Below are 18,107 nucleotides of genomic sequence, written 5' to 3'. Positions count from 1 at the left end.
TTTCAGAGCCTGACATTGTCCCGCAGGAAGTCCAGCAGCGCCCGCACGCGCGCCGGCAACGGGCCACCCTGGCCTATGTGGACGGCATAGAATTCCTCCATATCGCCCGGATTGAGCTCTTCAAGCACGGCCGCCAGCCGGCCGGCCGCGATGTCCGCCTTCACCGTAAACGCCGGAAGCCGTGCCAGACCGGCGCCTGAGATCGCGAGATGACGCATGGCTTCGCCATCGCTGACCTGCAGGCCCGGCGTAACGGGAACTGGTATGATTTGGCCATCGCTGAGCATCGGCCAATCCTCCACGGCACGCGCATAGGCAAAACCGATGCGGCAATGGTTTGCTAGCGCGTCGATCGATGTCGGCACGCCGTGGCGTTGGAGATAACTAGGCGAGGCAACGATGATCCTGCGAGTAGCGCCGAGTTTGCGGGCGGTCAGGCTGGAGTTTTTGAGCGGGCCGGTCCGGATCGCGACATCGGCCCGATCCTCCATCAGGTCCACGATCCTGTCGGTATGAAGGATGTCGAGCGAGACGGCGGGGTGCAGCGCCATGAAGGCAGGCACGAGCGGCGCCAGGATATGGTTGCCGAAGGAGCCGCTGGTATTGACGCGAATGCGTCCGGTTGCCTGTTCGCCGGCGGATGCGTAACGCTCCGCCTCTGCGATATCGGCAAGGATCGCCACGCTGCGCTCATAGAAGGCGCAACCTTCCGGCGTCAGCTGCAGGCGCCGCGTCGAGCGATTGATCAGGCGCGTGCCGAGCCGCGTTTCCAGACGGGCGACCAGTTTGCTGACGGCCGACGGCGTCATACGGCAAGCCGTTGCCGCGGCGGTAAAACCGCCCAGCTCCACGGCGCGCACAAAGACCTCCATTTCACCGGAGCGATTGATCTCCTGGCGGCTCATGATGACTTCAAGTCATAAATGAATTTCATTGCGGCAATCTATATCACGATAATGCGAGCGTCTATCTCTTATGAAAACGACAGGAGATGAACCCATGGAATACAGAAATCTCGGCGCATCGGGCCTGAAGGTGCCGGTATTGAGCTTCGGGGCAGGCACCTTTGGCGGGAGCGGGCCGCTATTCGGCGCCTGGGGCACGACAGACGCGGTGGAAGCGCGGCGCCTCGTCGATATTTGCCTGGAGGCGGGCGTCAATCTCTTCGATACGGCCGATGTCTATTCCGCCGGCGCATCCGAAGAGGTGCTCGGGCAAGCGATCCGTGGCCGGCGCGACGCCGTCCTGATCTCGACCAAGACGGCACTCCCGACCGGAGACGGGCCGCAAGATTGGGGCGCGTCGCGCTCCCGGCTCATCAAATCCGTCGACGATGCCCTACGCCGTCTCGGCACGGATTATATCGACCTCTTGCAATTGCACGCCTTCGATGCCTCGACGCCCCTCGAGGAAACGCTCTCCACGCTGGACGGGCTCGTCAGGGCCGGCAAGCTCCGTTATGTCGGCGCCTCCAATTTCGCGGGCTGGGAGTTGATGAAGTCATTGGCCATCGCCGACAGCCGCGGCTATTCCCGCTATGTCGCGCATCAGGTCTATTATTCGCTCGCGGGCAGGGACTATGAGTGGGAACTCATGCCGCTTGCCGCCGATCAGAAGGTCGGCGCGCTCGTCTGGAGCCCGCTTGCCTGGGGTCGCTTGACCGGCAAGATCCGTCGCGGCCAGCCTCTGCCGGCAAACAGCCGCCTGCACGAGACGGCCGCCTATGGCCCGCCGGTCGATGACGAAAAACTCTTCGACATCGTCGATGTGCTGGATAGCATCGCTTTGGAAACCGGCAGGACCGTGCCACAGATCGCCATCAACTGGCTGATCAACCGCCCGACGGTCGCAAGCGTCATCATCGGCGCGCGCAACGAGGAGCAACTCCGGCAAAATCTAGGCGCGGTCGGCTGGTCGCTGACGAAGGATGAGATTGCCAGATTGGACGAAGCAAGTTCGCTGACGCCTCCCTATCCGTATTTTCCTTACAGGCGGCAGGAAGGTTTTGCGAAATTAAATCCGCCGCTTATTCCATAATTTTAAAGTTAATGACGGCAATCGGTCACGTTGCCGCATCCTTACTATTGGGAAGTCCGGTTCTGACGGGTTTCCCGATATCGGGAAACCGCGTCGCCAAATGCCTTGAACAGGGCCCGATTTACCGGATTGGTCTGCGGATCGTACTCGGCATGCCATTGCACACCGAGCGCAAATCCCTGGGCATCCTTGAAGCGGATGGCCTCGATAGTGCCATCCTCGGCAATGCCTTCGGCAACCACCTGTTCGCCAAGTTCGAGCACGCCTTGCCCATGCAGGGAGTTCACGCGGATCACGTCCCGCCCGAAGATGCGCGCGAAAACACCGTCGGGAATGAGCTGGACGTCGTGACGATCGGCGAAGACCACCTCCAGATCGGGATGGATCTCGCCATTCTCCAAGCGCGGCATCCGGTGGTTCATCCGTCCCGGCAATTCGCGGATTTCCGGATGCAGCGAGCCGCCGGCCGCGACGTTCATCTCCTGAAAGCCCCGGCAGATGCCGAAAACGGGCAGGCCACGCGCGACGCAGGCCTTGATCAATGGCAGCGCCACCGAATCCCGGTCCTCGTCATAGGGCTCGTGCTTCGGATGCGGCTCCGTATTGAAATGGCTGGGATGAACGTTGGCCCTGGCACCCGTCAGCAAAATGCCATCGACCGTTTCCAGCAGGTCTGCAATATCCGTAAGCGCTGGACTGCCGGCAAACATCAGCGGCAATGCCCCTGCAACCTCCGCAATGGCGCGAAGATTGTTGTCGCCAACGATCTGGGCGGCAAAGCGGCTTTCCACCAGGCGCCCATTGCCGATGACGCCGATCACGGGTTTTGTCATGCTCCGCTTCCCACCTTCAAAGCGCACGGTGGCGGCCACGTGAACGGGCGCCGATCGCCACATAATGGATAGCGCCTCTCGGATCGCGGGTGCAAGAGTTTACCCGTCTCTGTCGAGGAAAGGGCGCCGATATGGCGCCCTTTCCTCATAAGTCTTTGGTTGCCGGGCTTGCTTACCGGCCGCCTTCGATCTTGCGGTGCCGCTGATTGATGCCGCCCTTGCCGTAGGGATAGTCCGCCGGCTGCGGCGCGCTGATCTCGTTCAGCCGGTCGGTTTCCTCCTGCGACAATACGAGCTTTGCGGCACCGAGATTGTCGGCGAGCTGCTCCGGGGTGCGGGCGCCGAGAATGACGGAGGTGACAGCCGGGCGGGCCGCGGTCCAGGCGAGCGCCACTTGCGCCATGCTCACACCGTGGGCCCTGGCGATCTCCTCGACAGCGCCGATGATCGCCCAGGTCCGATCCTGCGCGTTGCGGGCCGCATAGGATTCGCTGCCGCGATTGGGATTTTCGCCAAGACGGGTTGCCCCTGTGGGCGTCAGGTCGCGCTTGTATTTGCCTGTCAGCCAGCCGCCGCCGAGCGGCGACCATGGCAGCAATCCCATGCCCGCATCCTGGCAGGCCGCGACGATCTCCAGCTCGATGTCGCGGACCAGCAGGTTATATTGCGGCTGGAGCGTCACCGGCCGCGTGTAGCCGCGCGCCTTGGCGATCTCGACGGCCTTGGCGATGTGCCAGCCGACATAGTTGGAGAAGCCGTAATAGCCGATCTTGCCGGCGGAGACGGCGTCGTCGAGAAAGCGCAGGGTTTCCTCGATCGGCGTCAGCGCGTCCCAGGCATGCATCTGGTAGAGGTCGATATGGTCGACGCCGAGCCGGTGCAGCGAGTCGTTCAGGGCCTGATTGAGATGTCGGCGCGACAGGCCGATATCGTTCGGGCCATTGCCCATCGGGAAGCGGCCCTTGGTGGCGATGACCGCTTGCCGCGCTTCGGTCGGCCGCGCCTTCAGCCAGCGTCCGATGATTTCCTCGGACTTACCAGCACTGTAGACGTCGGCGGTATCGATGAAATTGCCGCCCCAGGCGAAATAGTCATCCAGCAATCTGTGCGATGCCGCTTCGTCGGCCTCCGCGCCGAAAGTCATGGTGCCAAGGCAATACGCCGTCACGACGGCCCCGCTGGGACCGAGCTTGCGATAGTCCATTCCTGCCTCCTCTGACGAAGGCCCGCCTCCGACCCGCAAAGCGGCCGGCAGAGCCGGAGCCCCGTGATCTATAGCGATGTCGTGCTTGAGACGGCCTCCGCCGCCGAATGATCTACGGCGCTCACGCCTCCGCGCGGGGACCGTATGACAAGCATAGCCAATCCCGTGGCCGTGACCAAGCGGATTTCCGGCTGAAGCAGTGTCGCAATTGTCGCGCTATCGATCAGGAGACTTCCAGAGCCTCTGGGACCAGCGTGCGGCTGACGCCGAGCATCAGGGCAAGCTCCCTTTCGGTCATGGTCAAGATTCTTCGTGGAATGAGATCCATATGTCAGGAGGCAGGCACAAGCCGGCGAAAGCGGCGCGGATTGCGCAAGTGGCAGCCGTGACGTAACAATCGATCGACCAGCGAATCCTGCCTTCATCGATCTCCGAATATCCTTCCGCCATGGACGAAACGCCGACACCCACACCGCGAATGCTCAGCTGGGCGCGCAATTCGACGATCTATCGTCTTGAACGCAAGATGATGACCGAGAAGCAGTTGTTCGACGCGATCACCAAAAAGGCGAAACAGAAATTCGAGGATATCAGCGATGCCCAGATCAGGGCCGTCGCCGATTTCGCGGTCAAATTCGCCTATGATCAAAATGCCCTCAACGACGTGGCCTACGCCGAAATCAGCGCGCGGTCCGGTGCGCGCTCCGGCAAGTCGAAGAAGGCAATCGCATTTAAGCTTGCGTCGAAAGGGATCGATGGCGATACGGTCGTGGCGGCGCTGGATGGCGCGGATGATCTCTATGCCGCCGTCGTCTTTGCCCGCAAGCGTGGTTTCGGACCTTTCCGCCGCGGCGATCTCGACGAGAAGCGCAAGGCAAAAGAGCTGTCGGCATTTGCCCGCAACGGCTTCAGCTTCGCGATCGGCAGGACGGTGTTCGAGATGGAGCGGCAGGACGCGGAGGAGGTGCTGCAACCCTCCTCGATGTTCTAATATGAGCATGGGGATGGCGACGTTTGTGAGATCAAATATTCGATGGCATGCACTGGCGCTCTGCATCGCCTTCTGGCCCATAGCGGCGCATGCGGATTGGCAGGCGGTCGAAACGGTCAAGACCTATGCGGTCGCGGGAACGTCCGGGGCAGAGCTCTATGACTCGATCGGCGAGCGCGGCCCGTTGCTCGGACCCAAAATGAGGGCGATCGCCCATACCGATTTCAAGCTGACTTGGACGCGGAAATACGAGCCGCAGCCGGACGGCGCCTGCACCATCACCGTCAACATACCGAAGCTGATCATCACCTACACATTGCCGAAGCCCTCCGTGCAGCTGACTGGCGCGACCCGCGGGAGCTGGCAGCGTTTCATTGCCGGCGTCGAAGCGCATGAGCGCGTGCATGGCGGGTACATCAAGGACATGGTCAAGGAAATCGAAGCCATGAGTGTCGGCTTCTCCGTGCCGGACGATCCGAAATGCAGCAAGATCCGGGTGGAGCTGACGAAGCGGCTCGGGGAGATTTCCAAAAGGGAGCGCCAGCGCAACAGCGATTTCGACAAGGTCGAATTCAGCGACGGCGGCAATCTCCAGCAGCTCGTCCTCAAATTGGTGCGGGAAGAATAGGCTGCAAAAGGCGTGGCCGGGACTTGCATTTGCCCCGGCCATGTCGATGCCGAGGCGCGATCAGCGGCCCTTCTGCTTCCGCCATTCGGCGAACTTGATCTTGGGGGCATCGCTGGTTGCCGGATAGAGACCGATGATGGTCGCGCCGTTCAGCACTTCCTCGGTGACGAAATCCTCGTAAGCCGTCATTTCCACCGTCTCGTCGGCGATCTCGTCGGCCAGATGGGCGGGGATGACGATGACGCCTTCATTGTCGCCGACAAGCACGTCGCCGGGGAAGACCGCGACATCGCCGCAGCCAATCGGGCCGTTGATTTCGATCGCCTGATGCAGCGTCAGGTTCGTCGGCGCAGAGGGGCGGTGATGGTAGGAGGGGATATCGAGAGCGGCGATTTCCGGGCTGTCGCGAAAACCGCCATCGGTGACGACGCCGGCGACGCCACGCACCTGCAGTCGGGAAATCAGGATCGATCCGGCGGAGGCGGCGCGGGCATCCTTGCGGCTATCCATGACGAGAACGAAGCCCGGCGGGCATTGCTCGACGGCGGCGCGTTGCGGATGCTCCGGATTGCGGAAGACTTCGAGCGTGTTCAGGTCTTCGCGCGCCGGGATGTAGCGCAGGGTGAAGGCCTGGCCGACCATGTTCGCCTTCTTCGGCGAAAGCGGACGGACATCCTGGATGAACTGGTTGCGCAGGCCGCGCTTGAAGAGGGCGGTGGCGATCGTCGGGGTGGCGACCCCCATCAGCTTGTTGCGCGTCTCGTTGCTCAGCACATAATTGCTCATGCGATATATCCTTTGCGATCAGTAGATGTCGGGTTCGCCCGGCGTCGGGCCGAAACCGGGTTCCAGGAAATCGAAGTCGCAGCCGGTATCGGCCTGGGCGACATGGCGATTGAACATCCAGCCATAGCCGCGGCCGAATTTCTCCGCCGGCTTGACCCAGGCGTCGCGGCGCCGCTGCAATTCCTCCTCGTCGACCAGCATGTCGATCCGCCGCGCTTCGAGATCGAGGCGAATGATGTCGCCGTTCTTCAAGAGCGCCAATGGACCGCCGACATGGGATTCCGGCGAAACGTGCAGGATGCAGGCGCCGTAGCTGGTGCCGCTCATGCGGGCGTCGGAGAGGCGCAACATGTCGCGATGACCCTGCTTCAGCAGTGCCTTCGGGATCGGCAGCATGCCCCATTCCGGCATGCCCGGTCCGCCCTGTGGGCCGGCACCACGCAGCACCATGACGTGATCTGGCGTGATATCGAGGTTCTCGTCGTCCACCGCCGCCTTCATTTCCGGATAGCTGTCGAAGACCAACGCCGGTCCCTGATGCTTGTGGAAGCGCGGATCGCAGGCGGCGGGTTTGATGACTGCGCCTGTCGGGGCGAGATTGCCCTTCACGACGGCAAGCGATCCCTCGTGGTAGACCGGATTGTCCAGCGAGCGGATGACATCGTCATTGTAGCATTTCGCGCCCTCCAGCGTTTCGCCGAGGGTGACGCCCGACACGGTGAGGGCGGAGAGGTCGAGTTTCGAGGACAGCTTCACCATCAGCGCTCGAAGGCCGCCGGCATAATAGAAATCCTCCATGAGGTAGGTCTTGCCGGTCGGGCGGATATTGGCGAGCACCGGTGTGGTACGCCCGGCCTTGTCGAGATCGTCCAGCGTCAGGTCGACGCCGGCGCGCCGCGCCATGGCGATCAGGTGCACGACGGCATTGGTGGAACAGCCCGTCGCCATCGCCACCGCGACGGCATTGTTGAAGGCGGCCGCGGTGACGATCTTCGAGGGAACAAGATCCTCCCACACCATGTCGACGATGCGCCGGCCGACGGCCGACGACATGCGGATATGATTGGCATCCGGCGCGGGGATCGAGCTTGCGCCGGGCAGGGTAAGGCCCAGCGCTTCGGCGATCGCCGTCATCGTGCTCGCCGTGCCCATGGTCATGCAATGGCCGTAGGAGCGGGCGATGCCGGCTTCGACATCGACCCATTCCTTCTCAGAGATGGTGCCGGCGCGGCGTTCGTCCCAGAATTTCCAGCCGTCCGAGCCGGAGCCCAGATATTCGCCGCGATAATTGCCGCGCAGCATCGGGCCGGCCGGCAGGTAGATCATCGGCAGGCCCATGGAGAGCGCGCCCATGACGAGGCCCGGCGTGGTCTTGTCGCAGCCGCCCATCAGCACGGCGCCGTCGACCGGATGCGAACGCAAGAGCTCCTCGGCCTCCATGGCGAGCATGTTGCGATAGAGCATGGTCGTCGGCTTCACGTAGCTTTCCGACAGCGACAAGGCAGGCAGCTCCAGCGGGAAACCGCCGGCCTGCAGGATGCCGCGCTTCACGTCCTCGACGCGGTGCTTGAAATGCGCATGACAGGGATTGGCGTCCGACCAGGTGTTGAGAATGGCGATAACAGGCTTGTCGGCCCATTCTTCTGGCGCATAGCCCATCTGCATGGTACGCGAGCGATGCCCCGAGCTTCTGAGATCATCGGGGGCAAACCATCTGGCACTGCGAAGCTCTGCTGGTTTCTTGTTTTTACTCATAATGTTCGCGCCTTGTATTCAGAGATTGGTCGAGGAGATGGGGCCATGCGTCGCATCATTCCTTCATGCCCCACTTCAGCAATGTCCGGCGTTCGATCGTCTGGAAGACGAGGTTCTCGACGATAAGGCCGATGACGATGACTGTCAGCAGGCCGGCGAAAACAGCGGGTATGTCGAGAAGGTTGCGGTTTTCGAAGATGAACCATCCAAGGCCGCCCTGGCCGGAGGAGACGCCGAAGACAAGCTCGGCGGCGATCAGTGTGCGCCAGGAGAAGGCCCAGCCGATCTTCAGGCCGGTCAGGATCGATGGGAAGGCGGCGGGAATGAGGATGCGGAAGACGTAGGAAAGTCCGGTCAGCCCGTAATTGGCGCCAACCATGCGCAAGGTGCGCGACACGCCGAGAAAGCCGGCATGGGTATTGAGCGCGACGGCCCAGAGGACCGAATGCACCAGGACGAAGACCAGGCTCGCCGGTCCGAGGCCAAACCAGATAAGGGCGAGCGGCAGCAGCGAGATCGCCGGCAGCGGGTTGAACATCGCCGTCATCGTCTCCAGAAAGTCGGTGCCGATACGGGTATTGATGGCGACGACCGTCAGGATGGCGGCGAGCACGGTGCCCGCCACATAGCCGGTGATCAGAATCTTCAGCGTGGTCCAGATACGTTCCGGCAAGACGCCGTCGGCGAAGCGGTCATAGAGGGCGGTCAGCGTGTCGCTGAGCGTCGGGAAAAGCAGCGGATTGTCGAGATGCCGCGCATAGAGCTCCCAGATGATGGCGAGGACGAGGATCAGCAGCGATTTGCGGAAGAAGCTCGACTGCCAGAGGAGCTCGAGGGCGCCGAGTTTCTGCTCGACGGCGGCGATATGGCCTGCGGCGTCAGCCCTCTCGGCCGCAAGGATGATCTGTGGTGCGCTCATGGCCTACTCCCTGTGTCCGGCTTCGGCAAACAGCATGTGATGGATTTCCTGCTCCAGCTTGGCAGCCGCGGCCGCATCGTTGCGGACGGCCTCGACATTGCGGACCTCGGCCTTGACCCGGCCTGGATGCGGCGACAGCAGCAGGATACGGTTGGAAATCTTGATCGCCTCGGCGATCGAATGGGTGACGAAGATGACGGTGAAACGGGTATCTTCCCAGAGCTGCAAAAGCTCGTCCTGCATCTGCCGGCGGGTCAGTGCGTCGAGTGCGGCGAAGGGTTCGTCCATCAGCAGGATATCGGGCTGCATGGCCATGCCACGCGCGATCGCCACGCGCTGCTTCATGCCACCCGAGAGCATATGAGGGTAGGTATCGACGGCGCGCGTCAGCTTCACCTTGTCGATATAGTCGCGGGCAATGGCTTCGGCCTCCGTGCGGGGCAGGCGGCGCGCGGTCGTCAGCGGAAACATGACGTTTTCAAGGACGGTCTTCCACGGCAGGAGCTGGTCGAACTCCTGAAAGACCATCATGCGGTCGGCGCCCGGCTTTTTCACCGGCTGCCCCTTGATCTCGATCCGGCCGCTCGTCGGCGTCAGATAGCCGCCGATTGCCTTCAGCAAGGTCGACTTTCCACAGCCGGACGGTCCGAGCAGCACGAAACGGTCGGACTGGGCGACGGAAAAGCTGACATCTTCGGTGGCGGTGATCAGAAGGTTCGGCGTCTTGTAGCGAAGCGTCACCTTGTCGACGTTGAGAAGCGGGGTCGTGGCCGCCAGTTCGGTTTTTGTCGGGTCGTCTGCGATTTTTGCCTGAAGCATGGGGGCTCCTTCGAGATGAGTGCGAGAGGCGGCATTCGCGCCGCCACCAGACATCAATTGCCGTTCAGATCGGCCGCTTCGGGCAGATAGTAGTCGGTCCACGCCTTCGGCATCGTCTTCAGCGTGCCGATCTTGTGGAGGTGCGCGGCGAACTTCATCGTTCCCTGCGGGTCCATGCGGAATTCCATCATGTGCGGCTGGTTCAGGATCGCGACCAGGTCGTCTACGCTCGTTTTGTCGCCGCTGACCGTCTTGTAGGCCTCGACGGCGGTCTTCGGGTCTTTCTTGATTACCTCGATGGCATCGGCCGTCGCTTCGCGCACCGCCTTGATGATCGTCGGATTGGCCTCGGCGAACTGCGTCGTCGTAAAGAAGGTGCCCTGAGTCAGGTCGCCGCCGATGATGTCGCGCGAATTGATCACCTCATGGACGCCCGGCTGCTTCAGTTCCAGATACTGGAAGGGCGGGGCGGAGAAATGGTTCTTCACCTCATGTGTCTGGTTGGCGAGCGCCGCCATGGCATCGGGGTGGCCGAGTTGCACCGTGTTCGCATCGAATTTTTTCACTTGATCGTCGCCATACATCTGGGCGGCTGCCATCTGCAGCAGGATCGCCTGCGTGGAAACGCCGACCGTCGGCACGGCGATCTTGTCGCCCGGCTGGATGTCCTTCAGCGATTTGATGCGCGGATCGCGCGAAACCATGATGACCGGCTGGGCGGAATTGGTGACGATGCCCTTGACCTTGCCGCGGGTGCGATCCCAAAGCAGCAGCAGATTGCCGGTGCCGGTATTGACGATATCGACATTGCCGGCGAGCAGCGCATCGGTCTGCGCGCCGCCGCCGCTGAAGGTCCGCCATTCGACCTTGACGCCCGGAAGGCCATCGGCCTCGGCGCGCTTTTCGATCAGCTTCTGCGTCTCCATCACATGGCTGACGAGATAGAGAATGCCCGGCTGGCGGGTGATCGAAATATCCGTCTTCTCGGCGGCGCCGGCGGACAAGCTGCCGGCAAGCACGAGACAGGCCGCGGTCAGGCCGCGAATGAAAGCTCTCATCATTTCCTCCCAGAATGAGTCAAACGCGAAATCGCATTTGCATCCGCAGACTAAAGCACTAATGTATCAGTGCATCAACCCCTAAATTGTGCTTAATGGGTGAATGTGCTGGATCGGGAAGGTGGTCAATGAAAGTAAATCCGAGAGAATTCGCCCTGGACCGCTCGCGCCAGGTCGCGCCGCAGATCCTGGAAATCCTGCGCTCGCGCATTCTTTCGATGGACCTGCCGCCGACGACGGTTCTCTCGCGCATTTCGCTGCAAAGTGAGTTCAACGTCAGCCAGACGCCGGTTCGCGACGCCTTGATCCGCCTGGAGGAGGAGGGGTTGGTCGAGGTCTATCCGCAATACGCGACCGTCGTCTCCCGCATCGATATCGGCAATGCGCGCGAGGCGCACTTCCTGAGGCTGTCGATCGAGCTGGAAGCCATCCGGCGTCTGACGAGCGAATCGCCCGAGGAGACCGCCGATGCCCTGGCGCTGGTCCTTGCGCGGCAGGAGCATGTGATGTCGCCGGAGACATATGATCTGTTCGATTCGCTCGACAAGGATTTCCATCGCATCCTGTTCGAGCGTGTCGGCATATTGGGCCTGTGGGCGACGGTCCGCCGCCAGAGCGTTCATCTCGACCGCTTGCGCCGGCTGAACCTGCCGATGCCCGGCAAGCTGCAACAGGTCGCCGCCGATCATCACGCCGTTGTCGATGCCGTTCGCTCAGGCAATGCGGAATTGGCGGTTGCGGCGCTGCGCAAGCACCTGTCCGGAACGCTGTCGATCATCGACCTGATTTGCGAGCAATATCCGGATTATGTCCGCCGATAGGACTGTCATGTTGATATCGCCCGCCGGGCCACCTCCGCTCATTGGCATCGGCTGCTCTTCATGCGACAAAAGTGCAGGTTCAAACAACATATGGAGATTCCTTGACCCTCGGGCTTGCGCATGCCGAACTGATCGCGGTTCTGACGGCCGTTACCGGCCATGAGCCGCGGGTTATGACGGTGCGCTCCGGCGAGGCTCTGCCGTCCGGCCCATTCGAACTCGGACACCGGACGCTGCAAAGCGGGCTTCGCGAATGGGTGCAGGAGCAGACGGCGCATCCGGTCGGTTATCTTGAGCAGCTCTATACTTTCGCCGACCGGGATCGGAACAATGAGATTCTGGGCGGACGGACCATCTCGATCAGCTATCTCGGCCTTGTGCGCGAGCAGGCCGCGCCGAGTGCCGGCCTGTCGGGTTGGCATGGCTGGTACGAATATTTCCCCTGGGAAGATCATCGCAACGGCCGGCCGGGCGTCCTCGACGCTATCGCCTCCCGTCTCGATGGTTGGATCGGCAGCGATAGCGTTCAGCGCGATCCGCGTCGCCGCCGTGCCGATTATGCCTTTGGGCTCAATGGCACAGCGTGGAATGAAGATCTTGTCTTGCAGCGCTACGAGCTTCTTTACGAGGCTGGTCTCGTTCAGGAGGCCGGATGCTCTCAGCCGGGCGGCTTCGGCCGTTCGATGTTCGCCGACCACAGGCGCATTCTCGCCACCGGCATGGCGCGGCTAAGGGCCAAGATCAAATATCGCCCCGTCGTCTTCGAGCTGATGTCTGAACATTTCACCCTGCTGCAGTTGCAGCGCACCGTCGAGGCACTCGCCGGCCTGACGCTGCACAAGCAGAATTTCCGTCGCCTCGTCGAGCAGCAGGAGCTGGTGGAGGAGACGAGCGAAACCGAAAGCGAGACCGGCGGCCGACCGGCCAAGCTTTTCCGCTTCCGTCGCGCCGTGCTCGAAGAGCGCGAACTCACCGGCACGAAATTACCGCTCTCCCGCAATTGACATATGCTCATTGCGAGAATATCTATTTGCTCATGATATACTCAAAATGAGTATAAATAAGGAGCCGATCATGAACCACCTCGTATCTGCATCCTCCCTTTATGATCGCGTCAGCCGCGTCATTCCCAAAGCCGAATGGATGACGTTTCAGGATGATATCGAGGCGATCCTCGAGCTGAAGCGCCGCCGCAATGCCGTCATCCTCGCGCATAATTACCAGACGCCGGAAATCTTCCACGGCGTCGCCGATATCGTTGGCGACAGTCTTGCCCTTGCCCGCAAGGCGATCGACGTCGACGCCGATATCATCGTTTTGGCGGGCGTGCATTTCATGGCTGAAACCGCCAAACTGCTCAATCCGGAGAAGACGGTACTGATCCCCGACATGGCGGCCGGCTGTTCGCTGGCGGATTCGATCACGCCGGAGGATATCGCCTTGCTGCGTCAAGCCCATCCGGGCGTTCCCGTCATCACCTATGTCAATACATCCGCCGCCGTGAAAGCGGCATCCGACATCTGCTGCACCTCCGGCAATGCCCGCCAAGTGGTGGAGTCGCTCGGCGTGCCGAAGGTGCTGATGATCCCCGACGAATATCTGGCGCAGAACGTCGCGCGCGAAACCGATGTCGAGATCATTGCCTGGCGCGGCCATTGCGAGGTTCACGAGCTTTTCACGGCCGACGATGTGCGCCAGCTTCGTGAGAACTATCCCGGCGTGACGGTGCTTGCCCATCCCGAATGCCCGCCGGACGTCGTCCGCGAGGCGGATTTCGCCGGCTCGACGGCCGTCATGTCGGATTATGTCGGCAACAAGCGGCCGGCGCGCGTGGTGCTCCTCACCGAATGCTCGATGAGCGACAACGTCGCGGTGCATCACCCGAATGTCGAGTTCATCCGGCCCTGTAATCTCTGCCCGCATATGAAGCGCATCACGCTCGGCAACATCCGCAAGGCGCTCGAGGAAAATCGGCATGAAGTGACCGTCGACCCGGCGATCGCCGAGCCCGCGCGCCGCGCTGTGGAAAGGATGCTGGCGATATGACCGAGATTCCTAACGATCTTTCCGCCCGCGTCGTCATTGTCGGCAGCGGTCTTGCCGGGCTGATGGCGGCGCTAACGCTCGCCCCCGAGCCGACCGTCATCGTCACCCGTGCCGCCCTCGGCGCGGAGACGTCGAGCGCCTGGGCGCAGGGCGGCATTGCCGCAAGCATCGGTGCGGATGACAGTGCCGAGCTGCATCTTGCCGATACGCTTGCCGCTGGTGACGGGCTCTGCGATACGGCGGCCGCAGCCAGCATCATTTCCGAAGCGCCGGTGACGATCGCCGCGTTGGAGCGGGCCGGCGTCCGTTTTGATCGAGATTCCGCCGGAGCCCTGTCGCTCGGCCTTGAGGCCGCCCATTCGCGGCGCCGCATCGTCCATGCCGAAGGCGACGGTTCCGGGGCGGCAATCATCCGCGCGCTCGTGCGGGCTGTCGCCGAAACACCGTCGATCACGGTGCTGGAAGGATATGAGGCGCGCAGATTGCTTCTGGACGGTGAACGGATCAGCGGCCTTCTCTGCGCGACGGGACAGGGAATGGCGATCCTCCCGACCTCGCGCATCCTGCTGGCGACGGGCGGCATCGGCGGTCTTTTCGACGCGACCACCAATCCGGTCGGCAATTTCGGGCAGGGTATCGCGCTTGCGGCCAGGGCCGGCGCGCTGCTTGCCGACATGGAATTCGTACAATTCCATCCGACTGCGCTCGATTCCCGCCGCCGACCGTTGGCATTGGTGAGCGAGGCCGTGCGCGGAGAAGGCGCCTTGCTCGTCAACGAGAGGGGCGAGCGGTTCATGGCCGAGGTTCCCGGTGCGGAACTGGCGCCGCGCGATATCGTCGCCCGCGCCATCAGCGCCGAGATCGCCCGCGGCGGCCGGGTCTTCCTCGATGCCCGGCATGCGCTCGGCAAGCGGTTCGCAAGCCGTTTCCCGATAATCGACGCCCTCTGCCGCGAAGCCGGCATCGATCCGGCGTGCGACTTCATACCGGTGCGCCCCGCCGTTCACTATCACATGGGCGGGATAGCGACAGATGCCGCCGGTCGCAGTTCCGTTCCGGGGCTCTGGGTGGCCGGAGAGGCGGCCTCCACCGGCCTGCACGGCGCCAACCGGCTCGCCAGCAACTCGCTGCTGGAAGCGGCCATCATAGGCATGCGCGCTGCTCGGGATATGGCCGACATTTTCGCCGCGCCGGCAGTGCTGCCTTCGCAACAGATAAGGGCGGCAGCGCCCGACGCCTCTCTTATTCGCCCGATCGTGTCGCGCCATCTCGGCGTTCTCCGCAATGCCGGCGCCATCCATGGCGCGATCGCGGCGCTGCTGCCGCTGGTCGAGGAGGAGGGCGCGGCGGCCGATCCGGCCATCGTGGCGCTGTTGATCGCCGTCTTCGCCAGCCTGCGGACGGAATCGCGCGGCGCGCATGCGCGAACGGATTTTCCGCTGAAACTGCATGATGCGCAGCGCCGCATGATGCGTCTTGCCGACGCGCTTGATATCGCGCGGTCGGTCATTCCCTATTCCTTCGCCAGGAGCGCCTGACATGATCCTCGTTCCTCTTCCGCGCCTCATCGTCGAGCCGCTGGTGCGCAATGCTCTGACGGAAGATCTCGGTCTTGCCGGAGATATTACTTCGGCGGCCGTCATTCCGGAGGACCATCGCTCTGCCGTCGCCATGGTGGCGCGTCAGCCGGGCGTGGTGGCCGGGCTCGATGCCTCGGATCTGGCCTTCCAGCTCGTCGACCCCGGCATCGTCATGACCCGCCACCTTTCCGACGGCGCGAAGGTGGCCCCCGGCGACATCATAGCGACCATCAGGGGCTCGTCGCGCGCGCTCCTGACGGCGGAGCGCACCGCGCTGAATTTCCTCGGCCATCTCTCCGGCATCGCCACGGTCACGGCCGGTATCGTCGAGGCGATCAGTGGCACGAAGGCGTCGATCGTCTGCACCCGCAAGACGACACCGGGGCTACGGGCGCTCGAGAAATATGCAGTGCGTGCCGGCGGCGGCATGAACCACCGGTTTGCGCTGCATGATGCCGTGCTGATCAAGGACAATCATGTGGCGATCGCCGGCGGCGTCGCCGAAGCGATCCGCCGCGCCAAGGCGGGCGTCGGCCATATGGTCAAGATCGAGGTCGAGGTGGATAGGCTCGACCAACTTCGCGAGGCCATGGCGGAAGGCGTCGACGCCGTGCTGCTCGACAACATGACGCCGGACCAGCTTCGCGAGGCGGTCGGCATCGTTGCCGAGCGGGCGATCACCGAGGCGTCGGGCCGCATCACGCCGGCGACCGCCGCCACTGTCGCCGCATCCGGCGTCGATCTCATCTCCGTCGGTTGGCTGACGCACAGCGCGCCGACGCTCGATATCGGTTTGGATTGGCAATCGCTCGCCTGAGGTGATGCCGGCGCTCAGATCACGGTCGGGACCTGGGCGCCATCCATGCTGATGACGACGCCGGTGACATAGCTCGCCTTGGAGGAGCTCAGGAAAGCGACCACGTTGGCGATGTCTTCCGGAGCTGCCATGCGGCCGATCGGAATGCGCTTGAGGGCATCGGCTAGCGCTTCTTCTTCTGTGGAGCCGGCCAGTTTCGCGGAAGCCTTCAGCCCCTCGGCTACCCGGTCCGTCTCGGTGAGGCCGGGATTGAGGCCGACGACGCGCACGCCCTGGCCGGCATAGGCATTGGCGAGCCCGACGCTTGCCAGCATCAGCGCGGCGTTGGCCGCGCCGCCGGCAAGATGGACCGGAGAGGCAACCTTGCCGCCATTGCCGATGATGTTGACGATGGTGCCGGAGCCGCGCGCCGCCATGCGCTTGATGACGGGATCGATGACGTTGATGTAGGAGAAATACTTCGCATCCATCGCCGCGCGCCATGCCGCCGGCGTGAGATCCGAAGCCGGCGTACGGGTGGCGGCGCCGGCGCTGTTGACGAGAATGTCGAGCGGCCCGATCTCGTTTTCGATCCTGTCGACCATCGCCAAGGCATAGCTGTCGGATGTCAGATCGGCGGCATGGCCGATGGCGCCGGGCAGGCCGGACAGCGCCTTGTCGATATTGGCTTGCGATCGCGAGCAGATGCCGACGCGAGCACCCTCGGACAGGAAGAGGCGGGCGCAGGCATAGCCGATCCCCTTCGAGCCGCCGGTGACCAGCGCGACTTTGTTGGCAAGACCCAGGTCCATGTGATGTCTCCGAATGGATTGCAATCGGATCGGAACCTATGGTCTCGCTTGCGCTGCGTACAGGCCATTTCCGCCTTCGTCACGACCTGTTGACCGGATGCTACCCCACCGAGCGATCGGCCTACGATAGCCGCTTGGCCTTCAGCACGGACACCGCCGCTTCGCTGTTGTGGACGTAGTCATTGGCATCCGGCTGTCGTTGCATCAGAAGGATGAAGAGGAGATCGGTCAGCATCAGCTGCGCATCGCGCGCCGTGATGGCCGAGGAGCGGACACGGTCCTCGTCGCCGACGGTATAAAGCCGGATATCCGCGACCCGGGTCAGCGGATTGTCCTGGAGGCCGGTGACGGCGATGACGGTCGCCTGCCGCTGGCTGGCAAGCTCGGCGATCCGCAGCGTTTCGATGCTGGCGCCGGAATAGGAGAGGGCGAACAGCAGATCGTCGGGGCCGAGCGTCGAGGCGTTGGCCATCTGCACATGGCTGTCGCTGTCATGCAGGACGATGCGACCGAGCTTCATCAGCTTGTAGGAGAAATCACGGGCGACGAGCGACGAGGCGCCGACGCCGGCAAGATGAATACGGCGTGCCTCATGAAGCGCGTTCAAGGCCTTGTCGATTTCCAGCTCGCCATTGACCGCAATGGTCTGCTGCATGGCCTGCAATTTGCTGCCCAGCAGTTTTTGCAGGATGACGAGATAGCCGTCTTCGACCTCGATCGTACCGTGGATCATGCCCGCCGGCGCCTGCCATTCCTGCGCCTTGGCCTCGCTGACGGCGAGCTTCAGCTCCTGATAGCCGGCATAGCCGAGCTTCTGGCTGAACTTGACGACGCTGGACTGGCTGCGGCCGGTTTCCGCGGCAAGGGCGGCGGAGGAAAGGCGTAGCATCTGATCGGGATTTTGAACGATGAACTGCCCGATCTGGCGATCGGCCGGCGCCATGGCGTCGAGCTGCGCACTGATCTTCTTGAGAATAGACATCCGCTCCTTCGGGCCAAGGGGCCGGTTCACATGCCGCTAT

At 62.8% G+C, this 18,107-nt stretch carries 18 protein-coding genes; 8 read left to right on the top strand and 10 right to left on the bottom strand.

The features are described 5' to 3' along the window. Window positions 1-2: 2 nt before the first annotated feature. Complete coding sequence (locus tag FHX11_RS11945) at window positions 3-905, bottom strand: LysR family transcriptional regulator (protein WP_184357839.1); 903 nt, start codon at window positions 903-905, stop codon at window positions 3-5. Window positions 906-999: 94 nt separating this feature from the next. Between FHX11_RS11945 and FHX11_RS11940 the strand changes: the two genes are divergently transcribed. Then, the gene (locus FHX11_RS11940) at window positions 1,000-2,037 is read left to right on the top strand and encodes an aldo/keto reductase (RefSeq protein ID WP_184357838.1); all 1,038 of its coding nucleotides are present in this window, start codon (window positions 1,000-1,002) and stop codon (window positions 2,035-2,037) included. A 44-nt stretch (window positions 2,038-2,081) separates the two neighbouring features. Here the strand turns inward: FHX11_RS11940 and FHX11_RS11935 are convergent, their stop codons facing one another. Next, window positions 2,082-2,870 carry a gamma-glutamyl-gamma-aminobutyrate hydrolase family protein gene (locus tag FHX11_RS11935; protein ID WP_184357837.1) on the bottom strand — a complete coding sequence of 263 codons (789 nt, stop codon included), beginning with the start codon at window positions 2,868-2,870 and terminating at the stop codon, window positions 2,082-2,084. Window positions 2,871-3,042: 172 nt separating this feature from the next. Beyond that, a complete protein-coding gene (locus FHX11_RS11930; RefSeq protein WP_184357836.1) occupies window positions 3,043-4,074 on the bottom strand; it encodes an aldo/keto reductase in 1,032 nt (343 codons plus the stop codon). Window positions 4,075-4,522: 448 nt separating this feature from the next. On the opposite strand from FHX11_RS11930, the gene recX reads away from it, so the two are divergent. Both recX and FHX11_RS11920 read left to right on the top strand, forming a co-directional pair. Further along, window positions 4,523-5,065, top strand: a complete 543-nt coding sequence (gene recX, locus FHX11_RS11925; protein ID WP_184357835.1) for a recombination regulator RecX — start codon at window positions 4,523-4,525, stop codon at window positions 5,063-5,065. A 25-nt stretch (window positions 5,066-5,090) separates the two neighbouring features. Next, complete coding sequence (locus FHX11_RS11920) at window positions 5,091-5,693, top strand: DUF922 domain-containing protein (protein ID WP_348649700.1); 603 nt, start codon at window positions 5,091-5,093, stop codon at window positions 5,691-5,693. A gap of 60 nt (window positions 5,694-5,753) precedes the next feature. Here FHX11_RS11920 and FHX11_RS11915 read toward each other — a convergent pair whose 3' ends face one another. From FHX11_RS11915 to FHX11_RS11895, 5 genes are read right to left on the bottom strand one after another with little or no spacing between them, the layout of a single operon-like run. Next, window positions 5,754-6,479: a ribonuclease activity regulator RraA gene (locus tag FHX11_RS11915; RefSeq protein ID WP_184357833.1), complete on the bottom strand. Its 726-nt coding sequence runs from the start codon at window positions 6,477-6,479 to the stop codon at window positions 5,754-5,756. 18 nt (window positions 6,480-6,497) lie between these two features. After that, the gene (araD, locus tag FHX11_RS11910; protein WP_184357832.1) at window positions 6,498-8,234 is read right to left on the bottom strand and encodes an L-arabinonate dehydratase; all 1,737 of its coding nucleotides are present in this window, start codon (window positions 8,232-8,234) and stop codon (window positions 6,498-6,500) included. A gap of 55 nt (window positions 8,235-8,289) precedes the next feature. Further along, the gene (locus FHX11_RS11905) at window positions 8,290-9,153 is read right to left on the bottom strand and encodes an ABC transporter permease (RefSeq protein WP_184357831.1); all 864 of its coding nucleotides are present in this window, start codon (window positions 9,151-9,153) and stop codon (window positions 8,290-8,292) included. 3 nt (window positions 9,154-9,156) lie between these two features. Beyond that, a complete protein-coding gene (locus FHX11_RS11900; RefSeq protein WP_184357830.1) occupies window positions 9,157-9,972 on the bottom strand; it encodes an ABC transporter ATP-binding protein in 816 nt (271 codons plus the stop codon). Between the two features lie 53 nt (window positions 9,973-10,025). Continuing rightward, entirely contained in the window at window positions 10,026-11,030 is a 1,005-nt protein-coding gene (locus FHX11_RS11895) for an ABC transporter substrate-binding protein (RefSeq protein WP_184357829.1), read from the bottom strand. A 128-nt stretch (window positions 11,031-11,158) separates the two neighbouring features. Here FHX11_RS11895 and FHX11_RS11890 point away from each other — a divergent pair, with 128 nt between their 5' ends. From FHX11_RS11890 to nadC, 5 genes are all read left to right on the top strand, one after another. Then, window positions 11,159-11,851 carry a GntR family transcriptional regulator gene (locus FHX11_RS11890; RefSeq protein WP_184357828.1) on the top strand — a complete coding sequence of 231 codons (693 nt, stop codon included), beginning with the start codon at window positions 11,159-11,161 and terminating at the stop codon, window positions 11,849-11,851. 101 nt (window positions 11,852-11,952) lie between these two features. Continuing rightward, on the top strand, window positions 11,953-12,855 hold the full coding sequence (locus FHX11_RS11885) for a hypothetical protein (protein ID WP_184357827.1): 903 nt from the start codon (window positions 11,953-11,955) through the stop codon (window positions 12,853-12,855). A 70-nt stretch (window positions 12,856-12,925) separates the two neighbouring features. Beyond that, window positions 12,926-13,897 carry a quinolinate synthase NadA gene (gene nadA / locus FHX11_RS11880; protein WP_184357826.1) on the top strand — a complete coding sequence of 324 codons (972 nt, stop codon included), beginning with the start codon at window positions 12,926-12,928 and terminating at the stop codon, window positions 13,895-13,897. After that, on the top strand, window positions 13,894-15,435 hold the full coding sequence (locus FHX11_RS11875; protein WP_184357825.1) for an L-aspartate oxidase: 1,542 nt from the start codon (window positions 13,894-13,896) through the stop codon (window positions 15,433-15,435). The genes nadA and FHX11_RS11875 overlap by 4 nt, the downstream gene beginning before the upstream one ends. Before the next feature lies 1 nt (window position 15,436). Then, window positions 15,437-16,294 (top strand): carboxylating nicotinate-nucleotide diphosphorylase, encoded by an 858-nt coding sequence (nadC, locus tag FHX11_RS11870; RefSeq protein ID WP_184357824.1) that lies wholly within the window; start codon window positions 15,437-15,439, stop codon window positions 16,292-16,294. A 14-nt stretch (window positions 16,295-16,308) separates the two neighbouring features. On the opposite strand, the gene FHX11_RS11865 is transcribed toward nadC, so the two are convergent. Both FHX11_RS11865 and FHX11_RS11860 read right to left on the bottom strand, forming a co-directional pair. Continuing rightward, window positions 16,309-17,085, bottom strand: a complete 777-nt coding sequence (locus FHX11_RS11865; protein WP_184357823.1) for an SDR family oxidoreductase — start codon at window positions 17,083-17,085, stop codon at window positions 16,309-16,311. A gap of 121 nt (window positions 17,086-17,206) precedes the next feature. Beyond that, window positions 17,207-18,067 (bottom strand): MurR/RpiR family transcriptional regulator, encoded by an 861-nt coding sequence (locus FHX11_RS11860; RefSeq protein ID WP_184357822.1) that lies wholly within the window; start codon window positions 18,065-18,067, stop codon window positions 17,207-17,209. Between the last annotated feature and the right edge of the window lie 40 nt (window positions 18,068-18,107).

Source organism: Rhizobium sp. BK602, from assembly GCF_014195095.1.
GTDB lineage: Bacteria > Pseudomonadota > Alphaproteobacteria > Rhizobiales > Rhizobiaceae > Rhizobium.
This window is presented reverse-complemented; position numbering and strand designations above follow the sequence as displayed.